18 protein-coding genes and 1 pseudogene are annotated in these 18,085 nt (G+C 70.5%); 14 read left to right on the top strand and 5 right to left on the bottom strand.

Annotated elements, in window-relative coordinates:
• The first annotated feature begins 267 nt into the window (after positions 1-267).
• Positions 268-906: a helix-turn-helix transcriptional regulator gene (locus tag ACFYNS_RS16305; protein WP_360289878.1), complete on the top strand. Its 639-nt coding sequence runs from the start codon at positions 268-270 to the stop codon at positions 904-906.
• A 50-nt stretch (positions 907-956) separates the two neighbouring features.
• Positions 957-2,039, top strand: coding sequence for an inositol-3-phosphate synthase (locus ACFYNS_RS16300; protein ID WP_360289880.1), 1,083 nt, complete (start codon positions 957-959; stop codon positions 2,037-2,039).
• Positions 2,040-2,260: 221 nt separating this feature from the next.
• Here the strand turns inward: ACFYNS_RS16300 and ACFYNS_RS16295 are convergent, their stop codons facing one another.
• The 3 genes from ACFYNS_RS16295 to ACFYNS_RS16285 form a co-directional block, all read right to left on the bottom strand.
• On the bottom strand, positions 2,261-3,292 hold the full coding sequence (locus ACFYNS_RS16295; RefSeq protein WP_360289882.1) for an alanine racemase: 1,032 nt from the start codon (positions 3,290-3,292) through the stop codon (positions 2,261-2,263).
• Between the two features lie 83 nt (positions 3,293-3,375).
• Positions 3,376-4,506 carry a peptidoglycan bridge formation glycyltransferase FemA/FemB family protein gene (locus ACFYNS_RS16290; protein ID WP_276476282.1) on the bottom strand — a complete coding sequence of 377 codons (1,131 nt, stop codon included), beginning with the start codon at positions 4,504-4,506 and terminating at the stop codon, positions 3,376-3,378.
• A 169-nt stretch (positions 4,507-4,675) separates the two neighbouring features.
• Positions 4,676-4,978: a hypothetical protein gene (locus tag ACFYNS_RS16285; RefSeq protein ID WP_019356729.1), complete on the bottom strand. Its 303-nt coding sequence runs from the start codon at positions 4,976-4,978 to the stop codon at positions 4,676-4,678.
• Between the two features lie 279 nt (positions 4,979-5,257).
• On the opposite strand from ACFYNS_RS16285, the gene rpsF reads away from it, so the two are divergent.
• The 4 genes from rpsF (at position 5,258) to rplI (ending at position 6,947) form a co-directional block, all read left to right on the top strand.
• Complete coding sequence (gene rpsF, locus ACFYNS_RS16280) at positions 5,258-5,548, top strand: 30S ribosomal protein S6 (protein WP_019356728.1); 291 nt, start codon at positions 5,258-5,260, stop codon at positions 5,546-5,548.
• 89 nt (positions 5,549-5,637) lie between these two features.
• Complete coding sequence (locus ACFYNS_RS16275; RefSeq protein ID WP_360289885.1) at positions 5,638-6,222, top strand: single-stranded DNA-binding protein; 585 nt, start codon at positions 5,638-5,640, stop codon at positions 6,220-6,222.
• A 23-nt stretch (positions 6,223-6,245) separates the two neighbouring features.
• Entirely contained in the window at positions 6,246-6,482 is a 237-nt protein-coding gene (gene rpsR / locus ACFYNS_RS16270; RefSeq protein ID WP_003978893.1) for a 30S ribosomal protein S18, read from the top strand.
• A gap of 18 nt (positions 6,483-6,500) precedes the next feature.
• On the top strand, positions 6,501-6,947 hold the full coding sequence (gene rplI / locus ACFYNS_RS16265) for a 50S ribosomal protein L9 (protein WP_019356726.1): 447 nt from the start codon (positions 6,501-6,503) through the stop codon (positions 6,945-6,947).
• Between the two features lie 248 nt (positions 6,948-7,195).
• On the opposite strand, the gene ACFYNS_RS16260 is transcribed toward rplI, so the two are convergent.
• Entirely contained in the window at positions 7,196-8,539 is a 1,344-nt protein-coding gene (locus ACFYNS_RS16260; protein ID WP_360289888.1) for an MATE family efflux transporter, read from the bottom strand.
• Between the two features lie 461 nt (positions 8,540-9,000).
• Between ACFYNS_RS16260 and dnaB the strand changes: the two genes are divergently transcribed.
• From dnaB to ACFYNS_RS16220, 8 genes and pseudogenes are all read left to right on the top strand, one after another.
• The gene (dnaB, locus tag ACFYNS_RS16255) at positions 9,001-11,742 is read left to right on the top strand and encodes a replicative DNA helicase (RefSeq protein ID WP_360289890.1); all 2,742 of its coding nucleotides are present in this window, start codon (positions 9,001-9,003) and stop codon (positions 11,740-11,742) included.
• 150 nt (positions 11,743-11,892) lie between these two features.
• On the top strand, positions 11,893-12,228 hold the full coding sequence (locus tag ACFYNS_RS16250; RefSeq protein ID WP_360289892.1) for a hypothetical protein: 336 nt from the start codon (positions 11,893-11,895) through the stop codon (positions 12,226-12,228).
• 58 nt (positions 12,229-12,286) lie between these two features.
• Positions 12,287-12,589 carry a hypothetical protein gene (locus tag ACFYNS_RS16245; protein ID WP_388603495.1) on the top strand — a complete coding sequence of 101 codons (303 nt, stop codon included), beginning with the start codon at positions 12,287-12,289 and terminating at the stop codon, positions 12,587-12,589.
• A gap of 114 nt (positions 12,590-12,703) precedes the next feature.
• On the top strand, positions 12,704-13,027 hold the full coding sequence (locus tag ACFYNS_RS16240) for a hypothetical protein (protein ID WP_388603387.1): 324 nt from the start codon (positions 12,704-12,706) through the stop codon (positions 13,025-13,027).
• 85 nt (positions 13,028-13,112) lie between these two features.
• A complete protein-coding gene (locus ACFYNS_RS16235) occupies positions 13,113-14,021 on the top strand; it encodes an aminoglycoside phosphotransferase family protein (RefSeq protein ID WP_360289896.1) in 909 nt (302 codons plus the stop codon).
• A 508-nt stretch (positions 14,022-14,529) separates the two neighbouring features.
• Positions 14,530-15,692: pseudogene (locus ACFYNS_RS16230) on the top strand (MFS transporter).
• A gap of 127 nt (positions 15,693-15,819) precedes the next feature.
• Positions 15,820-16,614, top strand: a complete 795-nt coding sequence (locus ACFYNS_RS16225; protein ID WP_360289898.1) for a methyltransferase domain-containing protein — start codon at positions 15,820-15,822, stop codon at positions 16,612-16,614.
• Positions 16,615-16,722: 108 nt separating this feature from the next.
• Complete coding sequence (locus ACFYNS_RS16220; protein WP_388603384.1) at positions 16,723-17,157, top strand: VOC family protein; 435 nt, start codon at positions 16,723-16,725, stop codon at positions 17,155-17,157.
• 199 nt (positions 17,158-17,356) lie between these two features.
• Here the strand turns inward: ACFYNS_RS16220 and ACFYNS_RS16215 are convergent, their stop codons facing one another.
• On the bottom strand, positions 17,357-18,085 hold the full coding sequence (locus tag ACFYNS_RS16215; protein WP_360289902.1) for a dienelactone hydrolase family protein: 729 nt from the start codon (positions 18,083-18,085) through the stop codon (positions 17,357-17,359).

Raw genomic sequence — 18,085 nt, 5'->3', positions numbered from 1 at the left:
ACTTCACCGGAGACGAGGACGCGCACTCGCGTCGCACGGTTCCCGGTGGTCTGCACGCGGACAGACTACGCAGCTCCAAAACCATCCTTAGCCGGTATTCGCCACAAAGGACGCAAAGGTACCCCGGTGAATCGGCGATGTGAGGGCCTTCACCGACCCCCCTCTTGTTGCTTCCGGCACCGCGTTCTATCGTCGGGATGTATCGAGTCGATACATCAGAGCGAGATAAGCACGGGATAAGCGGTTGTGGACGGAGGTGGGCGGACGGTGAGCAGGCGCTCCGGCGTTCTCGAGTTCGCCGTACTCGGTCTGCTGCGCGAGTCCCCGATGCACGGGTACGAGCTGCGCAAGCGGCTCAACACCTCGCTCGGCGTCTTCCGCGCCTTCAGCTACGGCTCGCTCTACCCCTGCCTCAAAGCGCTGGTGCAGCGCGGCTGGCTGGTGGAGGAGCCGAGCGAGCAGCCGGAGGAGCAGCAGTCCGCGCGGGCCCAGGCGGCTCCGCTGGCCGGGCGCCGGGCGAAGATCGTGTACCGGCTGACGGCCGACGGCAAGGAGCACTTCGAGGAGCTGCTCTCCCAGACGGGTCCCGACACCTGGGAGGACGAGCACTTCGGCGTCCGCTTCGCGTTCTTCGGCCAGACCTCGCGCGACGTCCGCATGCGCGTGCTGGAGGGACGCCGCAGCCGACTGGAGGAGAGGCTCGCGAAGATGCGTGCCTCCCTCGCCCGTACCCGCGAGCGCCTCGACGACTACACGCTCGAACTCCAGCGCCACGGCATGGAATCCGTGGAGCGCGAAGTCCGCTGGCTCAGCGAACTCATCGAGAGCGAGCGTGCGGGGCGCCCGGCACGGGAGACCCGTCCGGACCGGCCAGCACCGGGTCCGTCCGACAACACCGACAGATGAGGCCGCGCTCCGTCGCGAGCCTCAGCGAGAACACACAGGGAGCAACCGGAATGGGTTCGGTTCGCGTAGCCATCGCCGGCGTGGGCAACTGCGCCGCATCGCTGGTCCAGGGCGTCGAGTACTACAAGGACGCCGACCCGGACGGCAAGGTGCCGGGGCTGATGCACGTCCAGTTCGGCGACTACCACGTGCGCGACATCGAGTTCGTCGCCGCCTTCGACGTCGACGGCAAGAAGGTGGGCCTCGACCTGGCCGACGCCATCGGCGCCAGCGAGAACAACACCATCAAGATCTGCGACGTGCCGCCCACCGGCGTCTCCGTGCAGCGCGGCCACACCCACGACGGTCTGGGCAAGTACTACCGCGAGACCATCGAGGAGTCCGACGCCGCCCCCGTCGACGTCGTCCGGGCGCTGAAGGACGCGCAGGCGGACGTGCTGGTCTGCTACCTGCCCGTGGGTTCGCAGTCGGCCGTCGAGTTCTACGCGCAGTGCGCCCTGGACGCCGGGGTCGCCTTCGTCAACGCGCTCCCCGTCTTCATCGCCGGCACCAAGGAGTGGGCGGACAAGTTCACCGCCGCGGGCGTGCCGATCGTCGGTGACGACATCAAGTCGCAGGTCGGCGCCACCATCACGCACCGGGTGATGGCGAAGCTGTTCGAGGACCGCGGGGTCGTCCTGGACCGCACGATGCAGTTGAACGTCGGCGGCAACATGGACTTCAAGAACATGCTGGAGCGGGAGCGGCTGGAGTCGAAGAAGATCTCCAAGACGCAGGCCGTCACCTCCCAGATCCCCGACCGCGACCTGGGCGCCGACAACGTGCACATCGGCCCCTCGGACTTCGTCGCCTGGCTGGACGACCGCAAGTGGGCCTACGTCCGGCTGGAGGGCCGCGCCTTCGGCGACGTGCCGCTGAACCTGGAGTACAAGCTCGAGGTGTGGGACTCGCCCAACTCCGCCGGTGTGATCATCGATGCGCTGCGCGCGGCGAAGATCGCCAAGGACCGCGGTATCGGCGGCCCGATCCTCTCGGCCTCCTCGTACTTCATGAAGTCGCCGCCCGTGCAGTACTTCGACGACGTGGCCCGGCAGAACGTGCAGGACTTCATCGACGGCAAGGTGGAGCGCTGACCGCCGGCCGCTGACGGCCCACTGCGAGGAGGGGCCCGGGGAGACGTCCCCGGGCCCCTCCTCGCGTGCGCTGTATCCGCTTCTCAGGGCCACGCCGACGGGCCGGCGCCGTCCGGCCACCGCCGTCCGGGCACCGCGCGCACTGTGGCGGCCTCGGTCAGCCGCTCGCCGTCAGAGTCCCCGTCATCGGCCGGCCGCCGGCAGCCGTAGCAGGGCCGCCGTCAGCGGTCCACCGTCCGGTCCACCGCCGTGGTGGTGTGCCGGAGGATCGCGACGAGTTCCTCGCCCACGTGCGGCTCCGGGGCGTCGGCGGGGACGAAGAGGATGGAGACCTGCATGTGCGGCGGCTCGGCGAACCAGCGCTGCTTGCCCGCCCAGACGAACGGGGAGAGGTTCCGGTTGACGGTCGCCAGGCCCGCGCGGGCGACGCCCTTGGCGCGCGGTGTGATGCCGTGCAGCGCCTTGGGGGACTCCAGGCCCACCCCGTGCGAGGTGCCGCCCGCGACGACGACGAGCCAGCCGTCGCCGGACGACTTGGCCTGCCGGTAGCCGAACCGCTCGCCCTTGGCCACCCGGCTGACGTCCAGGATCGAGCCCCGGTACTCGGTGGCGGCGTGGTCGCCCAGCCACAGCCGGGTGCCGATCCGGGCGCGGAAGCGAGTCTGGGGGAACTGCTGCTGGAGGACGGCGAACTCCTCCGGCAGCAGGTGGCTGACGAACATGGTGTCCAGCGGCAGCCGCGCGGCGCGCAGCCGGTCCATCCAGCCGATGACCTCCTCCACCGCGTCCGAGCCGTCGGCCCGGTCGAGCGGCAGGTGGATGGCGAAGCCCTCCAGGCGGACCTCGTCGATGGCGGCGTGCAGCCGCGGCAGGTCCTGCTCGGTGACGCCGTGCCGCTTCATGCTGCTCATCACCTCGATGACGACCCGGGCCCCGCGCATGAGGCCCACGCCCTCCACCGAGGAGACCGAGCGGATGGCGCGGTCGGGCAGCGGCACCGGTTCCTCGTCCTTGCGGAACGGGGTGAGCACCAGCAGATCGCCGCCGAACAGGTCCTTCGTACGGGCCGCCTCGTAGGTGGTGCCGACGGCCAGGATGTCGGCGCCGAACGCGGTGGCCTCGTCGGCCAGGCGCTCGTGGCCGAAGCCGTAGCCGTTGCCCTTGCAGACCGGCACGATGCCCGGGAACTGCTGGATCACGGTCTGCTGGTGCGCTCGCCAGCGATCGTTGTCGACGTAGAGGGAGAGCGCCATGGCCGGTACGGAACCTTTCTGGTGGGGTCGTCTGGTGGGGTGGTGCCGTCAGGCGGACAGCCGGGGCGGGCGCGGGGAGCCCGTCAGCGGCGCGACATGTACATGTCGAGTGCCTTGTGCAGCAGCTTGTTGAGCGGGAAGTCCCACTCGCCGAGGTACTCGGCCGCCTGCCCACCGGTACCGACCTTGAACTGGATCAGGCCGAACAGGTGGTCGTTCTCGTCCAGCGAGTCGCTGATGCCGCGCAGGTCGTACACGCTCGCCCCCAGTGCGTAGGCGTCCTGGAGCATGCGCCACTGCATCGCGTTGGAGGGCCGCACCTCGCGCTTGTGGTTGGCGGAGGCGCCGTAGGAGTACCAGACGTGGCCGCCCACGACCAGCATGGTGGCGGCCGAGATGCGCTCGCCCTCGTGCTCGGCGAAGTACAGCCGCATCCGCTGCGGGTCCTCGGCGTTCAGCACGTTCCACATCCGCTGGAAGTACGCCTTGGGCCGGGGCCGGAACCGGTCGCGCTCGGCGGTGATCTCGTACAGCCGCTGCCACTCGTCCAGGTCGTACGGGTTGGCCATGTCGCCCTGGACCACCTGCACCCCGGCCTTGTCGGCCTTCTTGATGTTGCGGCGCCAGAGCTGGTTGAAGCTCTTGTGCACGTCCTCCAGCGAGCGTCCCTCCAGCGGGACCTGGAAGACGTAGCGCGGCTGCACGTCGCCGAAGCCCGCGCCGCCGTCCTCGCCCTGCTGCCAGCCCATCTTGCGCAGCTTGTCGGCCACCTCGAAGGCGCGCGGCTCGATGTGCGTGGCCTCGATGTCCCGCAGCCGCTTGACGTCCTGGTCCTGGATGCCCTTCTTGATGGCCGCCGCGTCCCAGCGCCGGATCACCACGGGCGGGCCCATCTTCACGGAGAAGGCGCCATGCTGCTTGAGGTGGTCGAGCATCGGGCGCAGCCACTCGTCCAGGTTGGGCGCGTACCAGTTGATCACCGGGCCCTCGGGCAGATACGCGAGGTAGCGCTTGACCTTCGGCAGCTGCCGGTAGAGCACCAGACCGGCCCCCACCATCTCGCCCGTACGCTCGTCGAACCAGCCCAGGCTCTCCGAGCGCCACTCGTTCTTGACGTCCGCCCAGGCGGGCACCTGACAGTGGCTTGCCGACGGCAGGCTCTGGATATACGCCAGATGCTGCTCTCGGCTGACGGTCCTCAGGGTCAGGCTCATGGCGGGACGCTCCTCCGGCGAACTGACGATGCTCGCCGGGAAGCCTACTGTGCCCCGCAACGCCCTGTTCGGCCCAGGGCCGGGCCGGAGAGGCGGTTCACGCCGCCCCTCCGGCTCCCGCGCGGGGCGCCCTCCGGCTCCCGCGCGGTGTGCCCGCCTACGGCACCGGCTACGGCACCAGGCCGCCGTGCGCCACGCCCAGGTAGAACCCGACCGCCGCGGCGCCGAGCCCGATGATCGTCACGAAGCGCTCACCTGTCGTCGCGGAGATGAACTGGCCCCAGGCCCCGGTGAGGATCCCGATCAGCCCCGCCCACGAGCCGATCATGTGCAGCCCCGGCCACCATGCGGTGATCACGGCCACCAGGCCCAGCAGCAGCGTCACGCTCGCGAAGGAGTTCTCCACGGGATGCCGCTTGCCGTCGGAGTTCAGATAGGAGAAAGGATGGTTCCAGCGCACTGCCTGTGCCATGTGGCACCTCCCGACGCAGCTGTGGACAGTGTGACGCGGCTCCGGGCGGGGACGCGGCTCCCGGGGGAAGCGCGGCGCGGACTGTAACGCCGCTCACATCTGAGGTGTCCAGATTGCTCCGGGTTACCCCTGGATTTCAACCGGAAGGCCGTGGCCGGGTAGGCTGGCCCGTCTGCACCCCGCGGGTGCGGAAACGACTCCCGCGGGTGCGGAAACGCATCACGACCCTCCTGCCACGGAACGACCGTGGCCGCTGAGTCCAGAGGAGGTGGGTTCCACATGCGTCACTACGAGGTGATGGTCATCCTCGACCCCGATCTGGAGGAGCGCGCTGTCTCCCCCCTGATCGAGAGCTTCCTTTCCGTCGTCCGCGAGGGCAACGGCAAGGTCGAGAAGGTCGACACCTGGGGCCGTCGTCGTCTCTCCTACGAGATCAACAAGAAGCCCGAGGGCATCTACTCGGTCATCGACATGCAGGCCGAGCCTGCTGTGGTCAAGGAGCTCGACCGGCAGATGAACCTGAACGAGTCCGTCCTGCGGACCAAGGTCCTGCGCCCGTCGACCCACTGAGGCCGACTCCCGAGTAGCACCGAGCACCACAGCACCACCGAGCACCACCAGGCACCACAGCAGCCAGCAGCACGCCGAGAGGTTCACCCATGGCAGGCGAGACCGTCATCACGGTCGTCGGCAATCTGGTCGACGACCCCGAGCTGCGCTTCACCCCCTCCGGTGCGGCGGTCGCGAAGTTCCGTGTCGCGTCCACCCCCCGCACCTTCGACCGGCAGACCAACGAGTGGAAGGACGGCGAGAGCCTGTTCCTGACCTGCTCGGTCTGGCGGCAGGCGGCGGAGAACGTCGCCGAGTCCCTCACCAAGGGCACCCGCGTCATCGTGCAGGGCCGCCTCAAGCAGCGCTCGTACGAGGACCGTGAGGGGATCAAGCGCACGGTCTACGAGCTGGACGTCGACGAGGTCGGCGCCAGCCTCCGCAACGCCACGGCCAAGGTCACCAAGACCACCGGCCGCGGCGGCCAGGGCGGCGGCTTCGGCGGTGGCGGCGGCCAGGGCGGCGGCGGCAACTGGGGCGGCGGCCCCGGTGGCCAGGGCGGCCAGGGCGGCGGCCCCGCGAACGACCCGTGGGCCACCGGCCCGGGCGGCGGCGGCCAGGGCGGCGGCGGCAACTGGGGCGGTGCCCCCGGCGGGGGCAACGGTGGCGGCTACTCGGACGAGCCACCCTTCTGAGCGAAACTCATAGGAGTAGAGACATGGCGAAGCCGCCTGCTCGCAAGCCGAAGAAGAAGGTTTGCGTGTTCTGCAAGGAGAAGATCTCCTACGTCGACTACAAGGACACGAACCTGCTGCGGAAGTTCATCTCCGACCGCGGCAAGATCCGTGCCCGCCGGGTCACCGGCAACTGCACCCAGCACCAGCGCGACGTCGCCACGGCCGTCAAGAACAGCCGTGAGATGGCGCTGCTGCCCTACACCTCGACCGCGCGATAAGGGAAGGGTGACCACACCATGAAGATCATCCTGACCAACGAGGTCTCCGGCCTCGGCGCCGCAGGCGACGTCGTCGAGGTGAAGGACGGCTACGCCCGCAACTACCTGGTTCCGCGCGGTTTCGCGATCCGCTGGACCAAGGGCGGCGAGAAGGACGTCGAGCAGATCCGCCGCGCCCGCAAGATCCGCGAGATCGCGACGATCGAGCAGGCCGACGAGATCAAGGCCCAGCTCGAGGGCCTGCGCGTCGGCCTCACGGTGCGCGCCGGGGAGCAGGGCCGGCTGTTCGGCTCCGTCACCCAGGCGGACATCGCCGACGCCATCAAGGCCTCCGGTGGCCCCGACGTGGACAAGCGCCGCATCGAGGTGGGCTCGCCCATCAAGTCGCTGGGCGCCCACCAGGTCGCCGTGCGGCTGCACGCCGACGTGACCGCCACGGTCGGCGTGGAGGTCGCAGCGGCCTGACGCCGCGCGCGACCCAGATCGGCCGGGGCCGGCTGCGGCCGGCCCGAGCCGGCTGAGACACACAGCAGGGCGCACTCCCTTCCGGGGGGTGCGCCCTGCTGCGTCATGTCGGGGCCGTCGTGGCTGCGCCGTATCAGGGAGCCCGCGCGGCGCCCGGACGGTGCGACCCGCCCGGGCTCGGCCCGCGTCCGCCCGGCGCCCGCCTGCCCGCCGTCCGTCCGTCAGGCGCCCGCCGCCCGGCGCCTCTGTCAGGCGCGTACCGCGCCGGTGACGGCCCAGCGTCCTGAGCGGGCCCGCAGGGCCAGGGTGACCAGCCGGGTGGCCATCATCAGCCCGGCGACCGTCCACCACAGCGAGGTGAGCCCGCCGCCGAGGGCCGGTACCGCCAGCGCGACCGGCGCGAAGACCGCCAGGGTGACCAGCATGGCGCCTGCCAGATAGGGCCCGTCCCCGGCGCCCATGAGCACCCCGTCGAGCACGAACACCACGCCCGCGATCGGCTGGGTGACGGCCACCACCAGCAGTACCGGCGTGAGCTGGTCGATCACGGCCTGGTCTGTCGTGAAGAGCGGCATGAACAGCGGCCGCACCAGCGCCACCAGCGCCCCCAGCACCACCCCGGAGATCACGCCCCACAGCACCATCCGCCGACAGGCCGCCGTGGCCCCCTCGACGTCGGAGGCGCCGAGATAGCGCCCGATGATGGCCTGACCGGCGATGGCGATCGCGTCCAGCGCGAAGGCGAGCAGCGACCACAGGGTGAGGGTGATCTGGTGGGCGGCGATGTCCGCGTCGCCCATGCGGGCCGCCACCACCGTGGCGATCAGCAGAACGGCACGCAGCGAGAGCGTCCGGATCAGCAGCGGGGCCCCGGCCCGCCCGCTGGCCCGGATCCCGGCGAGGTCGGGACGCAGCGAGGCGCGGTGCCGCAGTGCGGCGCGCACCACCACGGTCAGATAGACCGCGGCCATCCCCCACTGGGCGAGCACCGTGCCCCAGGCGGAACCGGCGATGCCGAGTCCGGCGCCGTAGACGAGCAGCGCGTTGAGCGCCGCGTTGGCGCTGAACCCGCCGACGGCCACGTACAGCGGGGTCCTGGTGTCCTGGAGGCCGCGCAGCACTCCGGTCGCGGCGAGGACGACGAGCATGGCCGGGATGCCGAGCGCGCTGATGCGCAGATAGGTGGTGCCGGGCGGCGCCGCGGTCGGTGAGGCGCCGAACGCGTCGATCAGCCAGGGGGCGGTCGGCAGCACGGCTGCCACGACGAGTCCGCCCAGCAGGAGCGCGAGCCAGATGCCGTCGAGGCCCTGGCGGAGTGCGGCGGGCAGATCGTCGGCGCCCAGCCGACGGGCGACGGCGGCGGTGGTGGCGTAGGCGAGGAAGACGAAGATGTTCACGCCGGTCTGCAGCAGCGCCGCGGCGACGCCGAGCCCGGCGAGCTGGGGGGTGCCGAGGTGACCGACGATGGCGCTGTCGGCCATGACGAAGAGGGGCTCCGCGACGAGTGCGCCGAAGGCGGGGAGGGCGAGCGCGACGATCTCGCGGTCGTGGCGTCGCACGGTGGCGCGCGTGGTCGGGGAAGCGGGGCTCATAGGTTCGATCCAAACATCCACAGGTAATGAGCACAATGGGCTTGTGGCGCTTACTTTACGGTGTACGTGACAGGCGTGAACACCCTCGGTGATCCTCCCGGGGGTACCGGCGGAAAGTTTTTTCGCCGCACAGGGCATGTACGGTGAAAGTGCAGGTCAGGGTAGCTGTTGTGGCGAGGTTCGGAAGTAATCCACAGCACTGTCCCCCGACTCGTGCACAGCTTTCGGCGGCTTCTCCACAGGTTGGCCCCGACTGTCCACACCACCCTGTGGATAAGGTGATTGGCTGAACCGTGCGGGCCGCCTACGGTGTACCAGCGCCCGACTCCCCGTTCCCCTCTTCTTCACCGTCGCAGCGACGCGCCGTAACCCGGGTCGGGCGGCCCGATTGCCAGCGTTTGTCAGTGCTGTGCCGTAAGACTGTGCCCTACGACGGGACCTGTGGGAGGAGGCGAAGCGGGGTGACCCAGCAGCCCGAGCACGTGGAGGACCCCTGGGCCGCCGACCTCGCCACCGAGGAGGGCTTCGCCCTGACGGCGCAGCCGCCGCAGGGCCGCCGGCGCAACGGCAGCGGCGGCGGGAGCAACGGCGGCCCGGGCGGCGGCTCCCGCTCCGGCCCCGGCGCGGAGCGCTCCGGCCCCGGCCTGCCCGAGCAGCACGAACGCGGAGCCGAGGGTCCGGCAGGCGGATTCGAACGGGTGCCCCCGCAGGACCTGGAGGCGGAGAAGTCGGTCCTCGGCGGCATGCTGCTGTCCAAGGACGCCATCGCCGACGTGGTCGAGGTCCTCAAGGGCGTCGACTTCTACCGCCCGGCGCACGAGACGGTCTACCAGGCCATCCTCGACCTCTACGCCAAGGGCGAGCCCGCCGACCCCATCACCGTCACCGCCGAACTCACCCGGCGCGGGGAGATCGCCCGCGTCGGCGGCCCCGGCTACGTCCAGGCGCTGGTCCAGGCCGTGCCCACCGCGGCGAACGCCGAGTACTACGCGGAGATCGTCCACGAACGAGCCATCCTGCGCCGCCTGGTCGAGGCAGGCACCCGCATCACCCAGATGGGCTATGCGGCGGACGGCGACGTGGACGACATCGTCAACGGCGCCCAGGCCGAGATCTACGCCGTCACCGAGCAGCGCACCTCCGAGGACTACCTCCCGCTCGGCGACATCATGGAGGGCGCCCTCGACGAGATCGAGGCCATCGGCTCCCGCAGCGGCCAGATGACCGGCGTCCCCACCGGCTTCACCGACCTCGACTCGCTCACCAACGGCCTGCACCCCGGCCAGATGATCGTCATCGCCGCCCGTCCTGCCATGGGCAAGGCCCTCGCGTTGGACACCCCCCTCCCCACCCCCTCCGGGTGGACGACGATGGGCGAGGTGAAGGTCGGCGAGCGGCTGCTGGACGCGCACGGCCGCGCCACCCGCGTCACCGCCGCCACCGAGGTCATGACGGACCGCCCCTGCTACGAGGTCCGGTTCGACGACGGCACCGTGCTCGTCGCCGACGCCGAGCACCAGTGGCTCACGGACACCCGCGCCTCCCGCCGGGCCGCGCGGGAAGCGGCCCGCAGCGGCGACGGCCGGCCCCCGCAGGACCTCCCGGCGGTGCGCACCACCCGACAGCTCGCCGAGACCCTGCACTCCGCGTCCGGCCACCGTCCCGACCACCGCCCCGAGCACTCGGTGCGGAACACGGCCCCGCTGGACCTGCCGGAGCGCCAACTGCCGCTCGCGCCGTACACGCTGGGCGCCTGGCTCGGCGGCTCCCCCGACGTCGACGGGGCCGCCGCGGCCGACGGCGCCTCCGAGGTCGACGGGGCCGCCGACACGCTCCTGGTCACCACCGACGAACCCGAGGTGCTGCTCCACATCGGAGCCGACGGATACGCCACCTCCCGCGTGGGCCACTCGGCGAGCCACGCGCTCCACCTGCCCGGCGCCCCCGTGCCGTCCGGAAGCGTCCGGACTCTTCTCCGCACCATGGGGATGTCGGAGAACACGCGCATCCCGCGGAGCTATCTGCGGGCCTCCGAGGCCCAGCGCCGGGCGCTCCTGGCCGGGCTGCTGGACACCCACGGCACGGTCGGGGAGGCGGGCGCCGTCAGCTTCGCCGCCACCCGGCAGCAGTTCGCCGAGGACCTCCGCGAACTGCTGCTCGGCCTCGGCTACCGCTGCGCCTGGACCACCCGCCGACTGCGGGACGGGCACGAGGAACACGGAGACCACGGGCTCTGTGAGGACCACGGGCTCTGTGAGGACCACGGTTTCCGCGAGGAATCCCCGACGGACCCGGTGCTCCACGAGATCACCTTCACCACCCCCGACGAGGTCTTCCGGCTGGAGCGGAAGCGGCTGCTCCACAAGGAGCGCAGGCCCGCGCACGCCCCCCGTGCGGACGCCCGGTTCATCACCGAGGTGCGCCCCGTACCCAGCGTCCCGGTGCGCTGCGTGCAGGTGGACAACCCCGACAGCCTCTATCTGGCCGGCCGGGCGATGGTCCCCACGCACAACTCCACCCTCGCCCTGGACTTCGCCCGCGCCTGCTCCATCAAGCACACCATGCCCAGCGTGATCTTCTCCCTGGAGATGGGCCGCAACGAGATCGCGATGCGCCTACTGTCCGCCGAGGCCCGGGTGGCGCTGCACCACATGCGCTCGGGTTCCATGACGGACGAGGACTGGACGCGGCTGGCCCGTCAGATGCCGCAGGTCACCGACGCGCCCCTGTACATCGACGACTCGCCGAACCTGTCGATGATGGAGATCCGCGCCAAGTGCCGCCGCCTCAAGCAGCGCAACGACCTCCAACTCATCGTCATCGACTACCTCCAGCTGATGCAGACGGGCGGCTCCCGCCGCCCCGAGAGCCGCCAGCAGGAGGTCTCGGAGATGTCCCGTAACCTCAAGCTGCTGGCCAAGGAGCTGGAAGTCCCGGTCATCGCCCTCTCCCAGCTCAACCGCGGACCCGAACAGCGCACCGACAAGAAGCCGATGGTCTCCGACCTGCGTGAGTCCGGCTCCATCGAGCAGGACGCGGACATGGTGATCCTGCTGCACCGCGAGGACGCCTACGAGAAGGAATCCCCGCGCGCGGGCGAGGCCGACCTGATCGTCGCCAAGCACCGCAACGGCCCCACCGCCACCATCACGGTCGCCTTCCAGGGCCACTATTCCCGCTTCGTCGACATGGCCCAGACCTGACGTGTTGTGATGGGGCGTCGCTGCGAGCTGAACGCGGCACCGCCATGAAGCTGACCCCCTTCGGAGAACGCGTCGTCACAGCAGCCCGGTAGATTCCGGCTGGGGCGGGCCTGTTGCACGGCGCTGGAGTCCGACAGCGAAGGAGGGAAGATGGCGCTGAACAAGAAGGGTTCCCGGCGCATAACTGTTGACGGGATCGAGTACCGCTGGAGGATCCGCAGGAAGCCCTCCTACATGCAGGGACTCTGCTGGACACCGATGACCTACGCGGTCGAAGCGGCCAGCGGCAGCCAGCCGGGCACGATCTTGATCGTAACCAGCGATCAGGCCCATTCCAGTAACTGGGTGTGCGTCGAGACGGAACCCATGCGGCCAGCTCACGTTGCTGCCAGCATCCGAGAAGCACGGGCTCAAGGGTGGGATCCAACCCATTCCGGCTCTCCTTTCCAGCTCGACCGATCGGCAGGGTTCATCGCTCAACCATGAGACAGAGCGGAGTGGCACGGCGTGTCTGGCCTGACATCATGGCCCGGTGACCACATGGATGCGCTGCTACTGGGACGTGGAGGACACCTGGTTCTACTTCGAGGTCGACGCCGAAGGCTGGGTGATCCGGCAGGTCGAACTCGAAGGGCCTGAACTGATCCCGATCGCAGCTGCCTCCCTCACTGAGCGGCAGCAGGCCCGTGACGCAGGCCGCCTCGAGGAGTACGACAGCAGGTTCGGGATCACCGCCGAGCCGCCCGTCTCGGAATGGGAAGGCCACGATCCCGAGCAACTCACCTTCGAGGAGTTCGAGGAAGTCTGGGGGTCTGCCCGTCGCCAGATTGCGGCCCGGCCCAGCTGACCTCTCGGTCCCGCGTTTGTGGCGTACTCGCCTTTGTGCAGAGCGCATACGGTTGAACGTGCAGAGCAAGGAGACCTGTCAAGCGCGAGAGTCCAGGTTCGAGATGTTGGAGCGGTGTCTCTTCGCTATTTCAATCAGACTGGCTGGACCGCGATCTTCGATGGCACCGACACCGAGATCGGTCGCATGGTGCGTGTGGAGGGCTGGGACCGGGTGACCGGGACGGCCCTGGTCGTCGATCCATCAGTCGTTGATCACCCGCTGAAAGATCTCGGAGAACTCGCCGCTCCCAATCAGTCCGGCGATCACGGCTGTCATGCTGTCGATGCCGGGATCCCTGACGATCAGATCGTCCGAGACCCAGAAGTATCTTCCCCCGAGGGCCTCGTCGGTCCCTGCCCAGAGCTTCATCAGGCGCTCGAGTCGCAGATGACCTGACAGTTTTCCAGCGGATCGCTTTCCGAGCGGCGGCGTCTTGAGGAAATCACTGGCGGCGGCGAAGCGCGGGCAGAAGGCTCTCAGCGTGACACTTCATGAGAACGAGGTCCGTGTGGATGAGGCCGTCGTCCGGTCGCTGCTGCGGGAGCAGCAACCGGAATGGTCTGCCCTTCCCCTCTCACCTGCCGGTGAGGGCACCGACAACAGGATGTACCGGCTCGGCGAGCAGCTGCTCGTGCGGCTGCCGCGTACCCCGGACAACGCGAAGGCCGTACGGAAGGAACAGACATGGCTGCCGCGGCTGGCGCCACACCTTTCGTGTCGTATCCCGGAGCCGGTGTACGCCGGCATCCCGAGCTCAGCATTCCCGCTTGCCTGGTCGGTCTACCGCTGGATCGACGGCGATGAAGCCGGTCTGGGACCGGTCATCGATTGGCCCGCCTTCGGGGCCGATCTGGCGGCGATGGTGCAGAGCCTGCACTCCATCCCTCTCATGGGAGCTACTCGTCAGGGCGAGCTCAGCTGGTACCGCGGAGGGGGCCTGCAGGCTTGTGACCGGTGGATCAGCGAGTGCTTCGACAACTGCCGGACGATCGAGGGCCTCGATCTCGACATCGCGCACCTGTGGCACCTGTGGCAGTGTGCGCTCGCCTCGTCCGAGCCTTCCGGTCACCAAGTGTGGCTCCACGGAGACCTGAAACCCAGCAACCTTCTGGTGCGGCAGGGGAAGCTGCACGCGGTCATCGATTTCGGAGCCCTCTCAGTCGGCTTCCCCGACGCCGAGCACTCGCCTCTGTGGGACTTTCCCCCCGGGGCCCGACAGGCATACTGGGACGCCATGAGCCTCGACAACGCGACATGGCTGCGTGCCCGGGCGTGGGCCATCGCCGTCGGAGTCAGCGGAGTGGTGGACTACTGGACTACCTATCCCGCCTTCGGCGACGAATGCCTATCGCGTCTCCGCACGATCCTGGAGACCGCCGACGAGCAGTGAACCCCGGGAGATGGGCCCCACCACGAGCTCCGGTTCCGCCGGAACCCACTCGTTTGAGAAGGACCTCCGCCTCCGTTCTCCTGGCTCTCCAGCAGATTGGAGCTCTGCCGGAATCCGACTCGGAAGGAACAGCACGCTGCCCTGTGCGCACCATGCGAGCGATACGGCCGCGCTGTCCAAAGTGCGGTTCGGCCCTGCCCGCTGAGGACGTGACACGCTCGTGGGGCAACAGCGGAGCGACCGACCTGAAACAACGGGCAGGTCCGCAGGTCACAGCGTCGTCTGCCGGCGGAGTTGAGACCCTGCCGGTCCGCACCCGTCCGTACCGGCGGGAACCCTCCACCGCCCGCGGGCGCGGGGCCTAATCCGGTTGCGGCGGGAGCGGGCGGCCCGGTGAGGTACGGCCATGGGCGAGGCCGTACGGCAGGCGGGACGGGAGGCCGCGGCGGAGGCAGGCACCGCCGCGGCAGCGGCGCCATGGCGGCGGGTGGCGGTCCTCGCGGCGCTGATGCTGGCTGCTTCAGCTTCAACACCGCGGAGAACCTGCCGATCGGGCTCCTGGAACTCCTCTCCGACCGCCTCCGGGTGCCGGTGCCGACGGTCGGCCTCCTGGTCACCGGCTACGGCCTCACGGTGGCCGTGGCCTCGGTGCCGCTCGCCCACGCCACGCGGGTCGTACCCCGGCGTCATGTACTCACCGGGCTGCTGGCTGCGCTGGTCGTGTCCAGCACTCTCGCCGCGCTGGCCGCCTCCTACGGGGTGCTGCTGCTGGCGCGGTTGCTGACCGCGCTCGCCCAGGCGCTGTTCTGGGCCGTGACGGGGCCGGTCGCGGTGGGCCTGTTCGCACCGGCCGTCCGCGGACGGGTGGTCGGCGCGATCTCCGTCGCGGGGTCGCTCGCCCTGGTGTTGGGTGTGCCCGCCGGGACCTGGCTGGGGTGGCGGCACGGCTGGCCGGCGCCCGTCGCCGTGCTGGCGGCACTGGGCTGCGTCTCCCTGCTGACCGTCGCCGCGCTGCTGCCGACCTCGCGCCCGGACCGGGAGCCCGCCGCGTACGGGACCAGCCCCGACGCCCGCCGGTTCGGGACCGTGCTGCTGGCCGGCACGCTGTCCGCCACCGGAGCGTTCGCCGGGTACACCTACCTCGCGGCGCTCCTGGGCGAGGTGAGCGGCTACCCGCCGGGCGCGGTCAGCGTCCTCTTCCTGGCCTTCGGCGCGGCGTGCCTGGCCGGGGTGAGCATCACCGGGCTGCTGCTGGACCGCTTTCCGCAGGCTGCGCTGACCACCGTCGTGGGCACCCAGGCGGTGGGCATGCTCGGGCTGTACGCGGTCGGCAGCGATCCGGTGGCCGCAGTGGCGTTCCTGGCGCTGATGGGCGGCGCCCTCGGCCCGGTGTTCATGGCCACGCAGCACGCGATGCTGCACTGCGCACCGGGCCGCACGGAGCTCGCACTCGCGGCCAACTCGGGCCTCTACAACGCCGGTATCGCCGCGGGCGCCGCACTGGGCGGACTGGTCCTGTCGTCGGCCGGCGTGCGCGCCGCCTTCCTCGTCGGCGGGCTGCTGACCACGGGGGCCTGCGCCGTCCTGCTCGCCGGCCGGCTCCTGCCCCCGGCGCCGCGGTCCGCCGGGCAACCTCGTCGGAGGGCGGACGGTGGTCTCCCCCTCCGCTGAGGAAAGAGCGGCGGCGCGGTGGCGCGCGGCCGGCTCCCGACCGCTACGCGGCCGGTGGCGTTCCGCCCACAGCGATCGGCCGTGCGGGAGGCTGTGCAGAAGGACCGGCGGCCGACAGAGTGCTCTCATGACTGCGGGGTTCAGCGGTGAAGTGGCGGAGCACTACGCGAGATTCCGGCGGGGGTATCCCGAGCGGGTGCTGGACACCCTCCAGGAGTACTTCTCCCTGACACCGGCCGACAGCGTCCTGGATCTCGGCTGCGGCACTGGGCAACTCGCCCTTCCGCTCGCCCGGCGCGTCCGCTCGGTGCTCGGGATGGACCCAGAGCCCGACATGCTGCGCCTCGCGCGGGAGAGGGCCGGTGAGCAGGGGCTGGCCAACGTGACCTGGGTGCTCGGCGCCGACACCGACGTCCCCGCCCTCGGCGCACTGCTGGGACAGGCGTCTCCCCTTGCGATGGCCGTCGTCGGACAGGCGCTCCACTGGATGCGGCCCGACGCCCTCTTCCGGGATCTGCGCCCGCTGTTCCGCACGGGCGGAGGCATCGCCGTGCTCGCCAACGGGGCGCCGCTGTGGCAGCAGGATTCGGTCTGGTCCGGTGCGCTGCGCGGCTTCCTGGAAGAGTACTTCGACACCGAATTGACCTCGTCCTGCGGGACTGCCGAGCAGGACCGGATCCGGTACGCCGAGGCTCTCGGGGAGGCCGGATTCTCCGACGTGCGGAGCACAGCGCACTCCTACACCGACGAGCTGACCTTCGAGCAGGTCGTCGGCGGTCTCTACTCCGCCGTCCCCGCAGAGCTACTGCCGACGGGCGAGCGACGACCGGTGTTCGAGCACCGGCTCCGGAAGGCACTGCCGCCTGGGGAACTCTTCCCCGAGCAAGTCCGCGTCTCGGCACTCGTCGGCCGGGTCGGCTGACCGGACGCAGTGGTACTCCAGCCCGGGGGAGCAGCGGGTCCCCTGCCAGGCCGCGCTTGCGGGACACCTCAGGGCTCAAGAAGCAGTGTGCGCCGCTAGGGTGGGCCGATGGCGTCGATCAAGGAGTTCCAGGTCACCTTCGACTGCGCGTCGCCCGAGCGCGTCGCCCGCTTCTGGTGCGAGGTGCTGGGGTACGTCGTACCGCAGCCGCCGGAGGGGTTCGGCACGTGGGACGAGTACAACCGTTCGCTGCCGCCGGAGCGCCGGGACGCCGCGTTCGCCTGCAGTGATCCCTCGGGTGCGGGTCCGCGGCTGTTCTTCCAGCGGGTTCCCGAGGGCAAGGTCGCCAAGAACCGCCTGCACCTCGATGTGCGGGTCGGCACCGGGCTGGTGGGCGAGGAGCGCGTCGCCGCGCTGGAGGCCGAGTGCGCACGGCTGGTCGCGCTCGGCGCGCAGCGCGTGCGGCTGCTGCGCGCCGACGAGGAGAACGAGTCCTGCCTCGTGATGCAGGACATCGAGGGCAACGAGTTCTGCCTCGACTGAGGGCCCGCCCGGGGGCGCCCATCCCACCTCGGGTCCGCGGCGGCCCGGGGCCCGGACGGGCAGCGGCGGCCCCGCCGGTGAGAGTGGTGTTCCGGGGCGTGAGTCGGCACCCGGCACGGCAGCGGGATTCCTCCGGAGCCGGGTCAGCCGGTCAGCCGGGTCAGCCGGGCCAGGGCGCGGAAGCCACTGACCCGGCGGTTCACTCCGCCACGGGTACGCACTCGGCGAGCAGGTCGACGATGTCGCGCCAGGCTCGCCGCGCGTGCCGGGGGTGGTGTGCGACGCCGGGGACGGTGCTCTGGTCGACGGGCGGGTGGTGGAAGGCGTGCAGGGCGCCGCCGTAGACCACAATGCGCCAGTCGACGCCTGCTGCCTGCATCTCGGTCGCGAAGGCGTCCCGTTGCTCGGCGGGCATGATCGGGTCCTCGGAGCCGACCCCGGCCCATACGGGGCAGTGGATGTGTGCCGCTTCGCCCGGTCGGCCCGTGGTCAGCGCGTTGACTGTCCCGATCGCCCGCAGGTCGACCCCGGCGCGCCCGAGTTCCAGCGCGATCGCGCCTCCGGTGCCGTAGCCGACGGCGGCGATCCGGTCGGGGTCGGTCCGCGGCTCGGCGCACAGCACGTCGAGCGCCGCACGGCCGATGTCCCGCAGCCGGTCGGGGTCGGCGAGGAGCGGTGTCGTACGTGCCAGCATCTCCTCGGGGTCGGTGAACCAGCGTCCGCCGCCGTGCAGGTCGAAGGCCAGGGCCACGTATCCGAGTTCGGCGAGGGCGTCGGCTCGGCGGCGCTGGAAGTCGTTCAGGCCCGGCCCCTCGGGACCGACCAGGACGCCGGGGCGGCGGCCGGTACCGGCCGGGAGGGCGAGGTGCCCGATCATCGTGAGTCCGTCGGCCGGGTACTCGACCTCGCGGGTGCTGATTGTCGTCAT

The sequence above is a fragment of the Streptomyces sp. NPDC006925 genome, from assembly GCF_042869575.1.
GTDB lineage: Bacteria > Actinomycetota > Actinomycetes > Streptomycetales > Streptomycetaceae > Streptomyces.
Note: the sequence above shows the minus strand (reverse complement) of the source record. Positions and strands in the feature narration are given on the sequence as shown.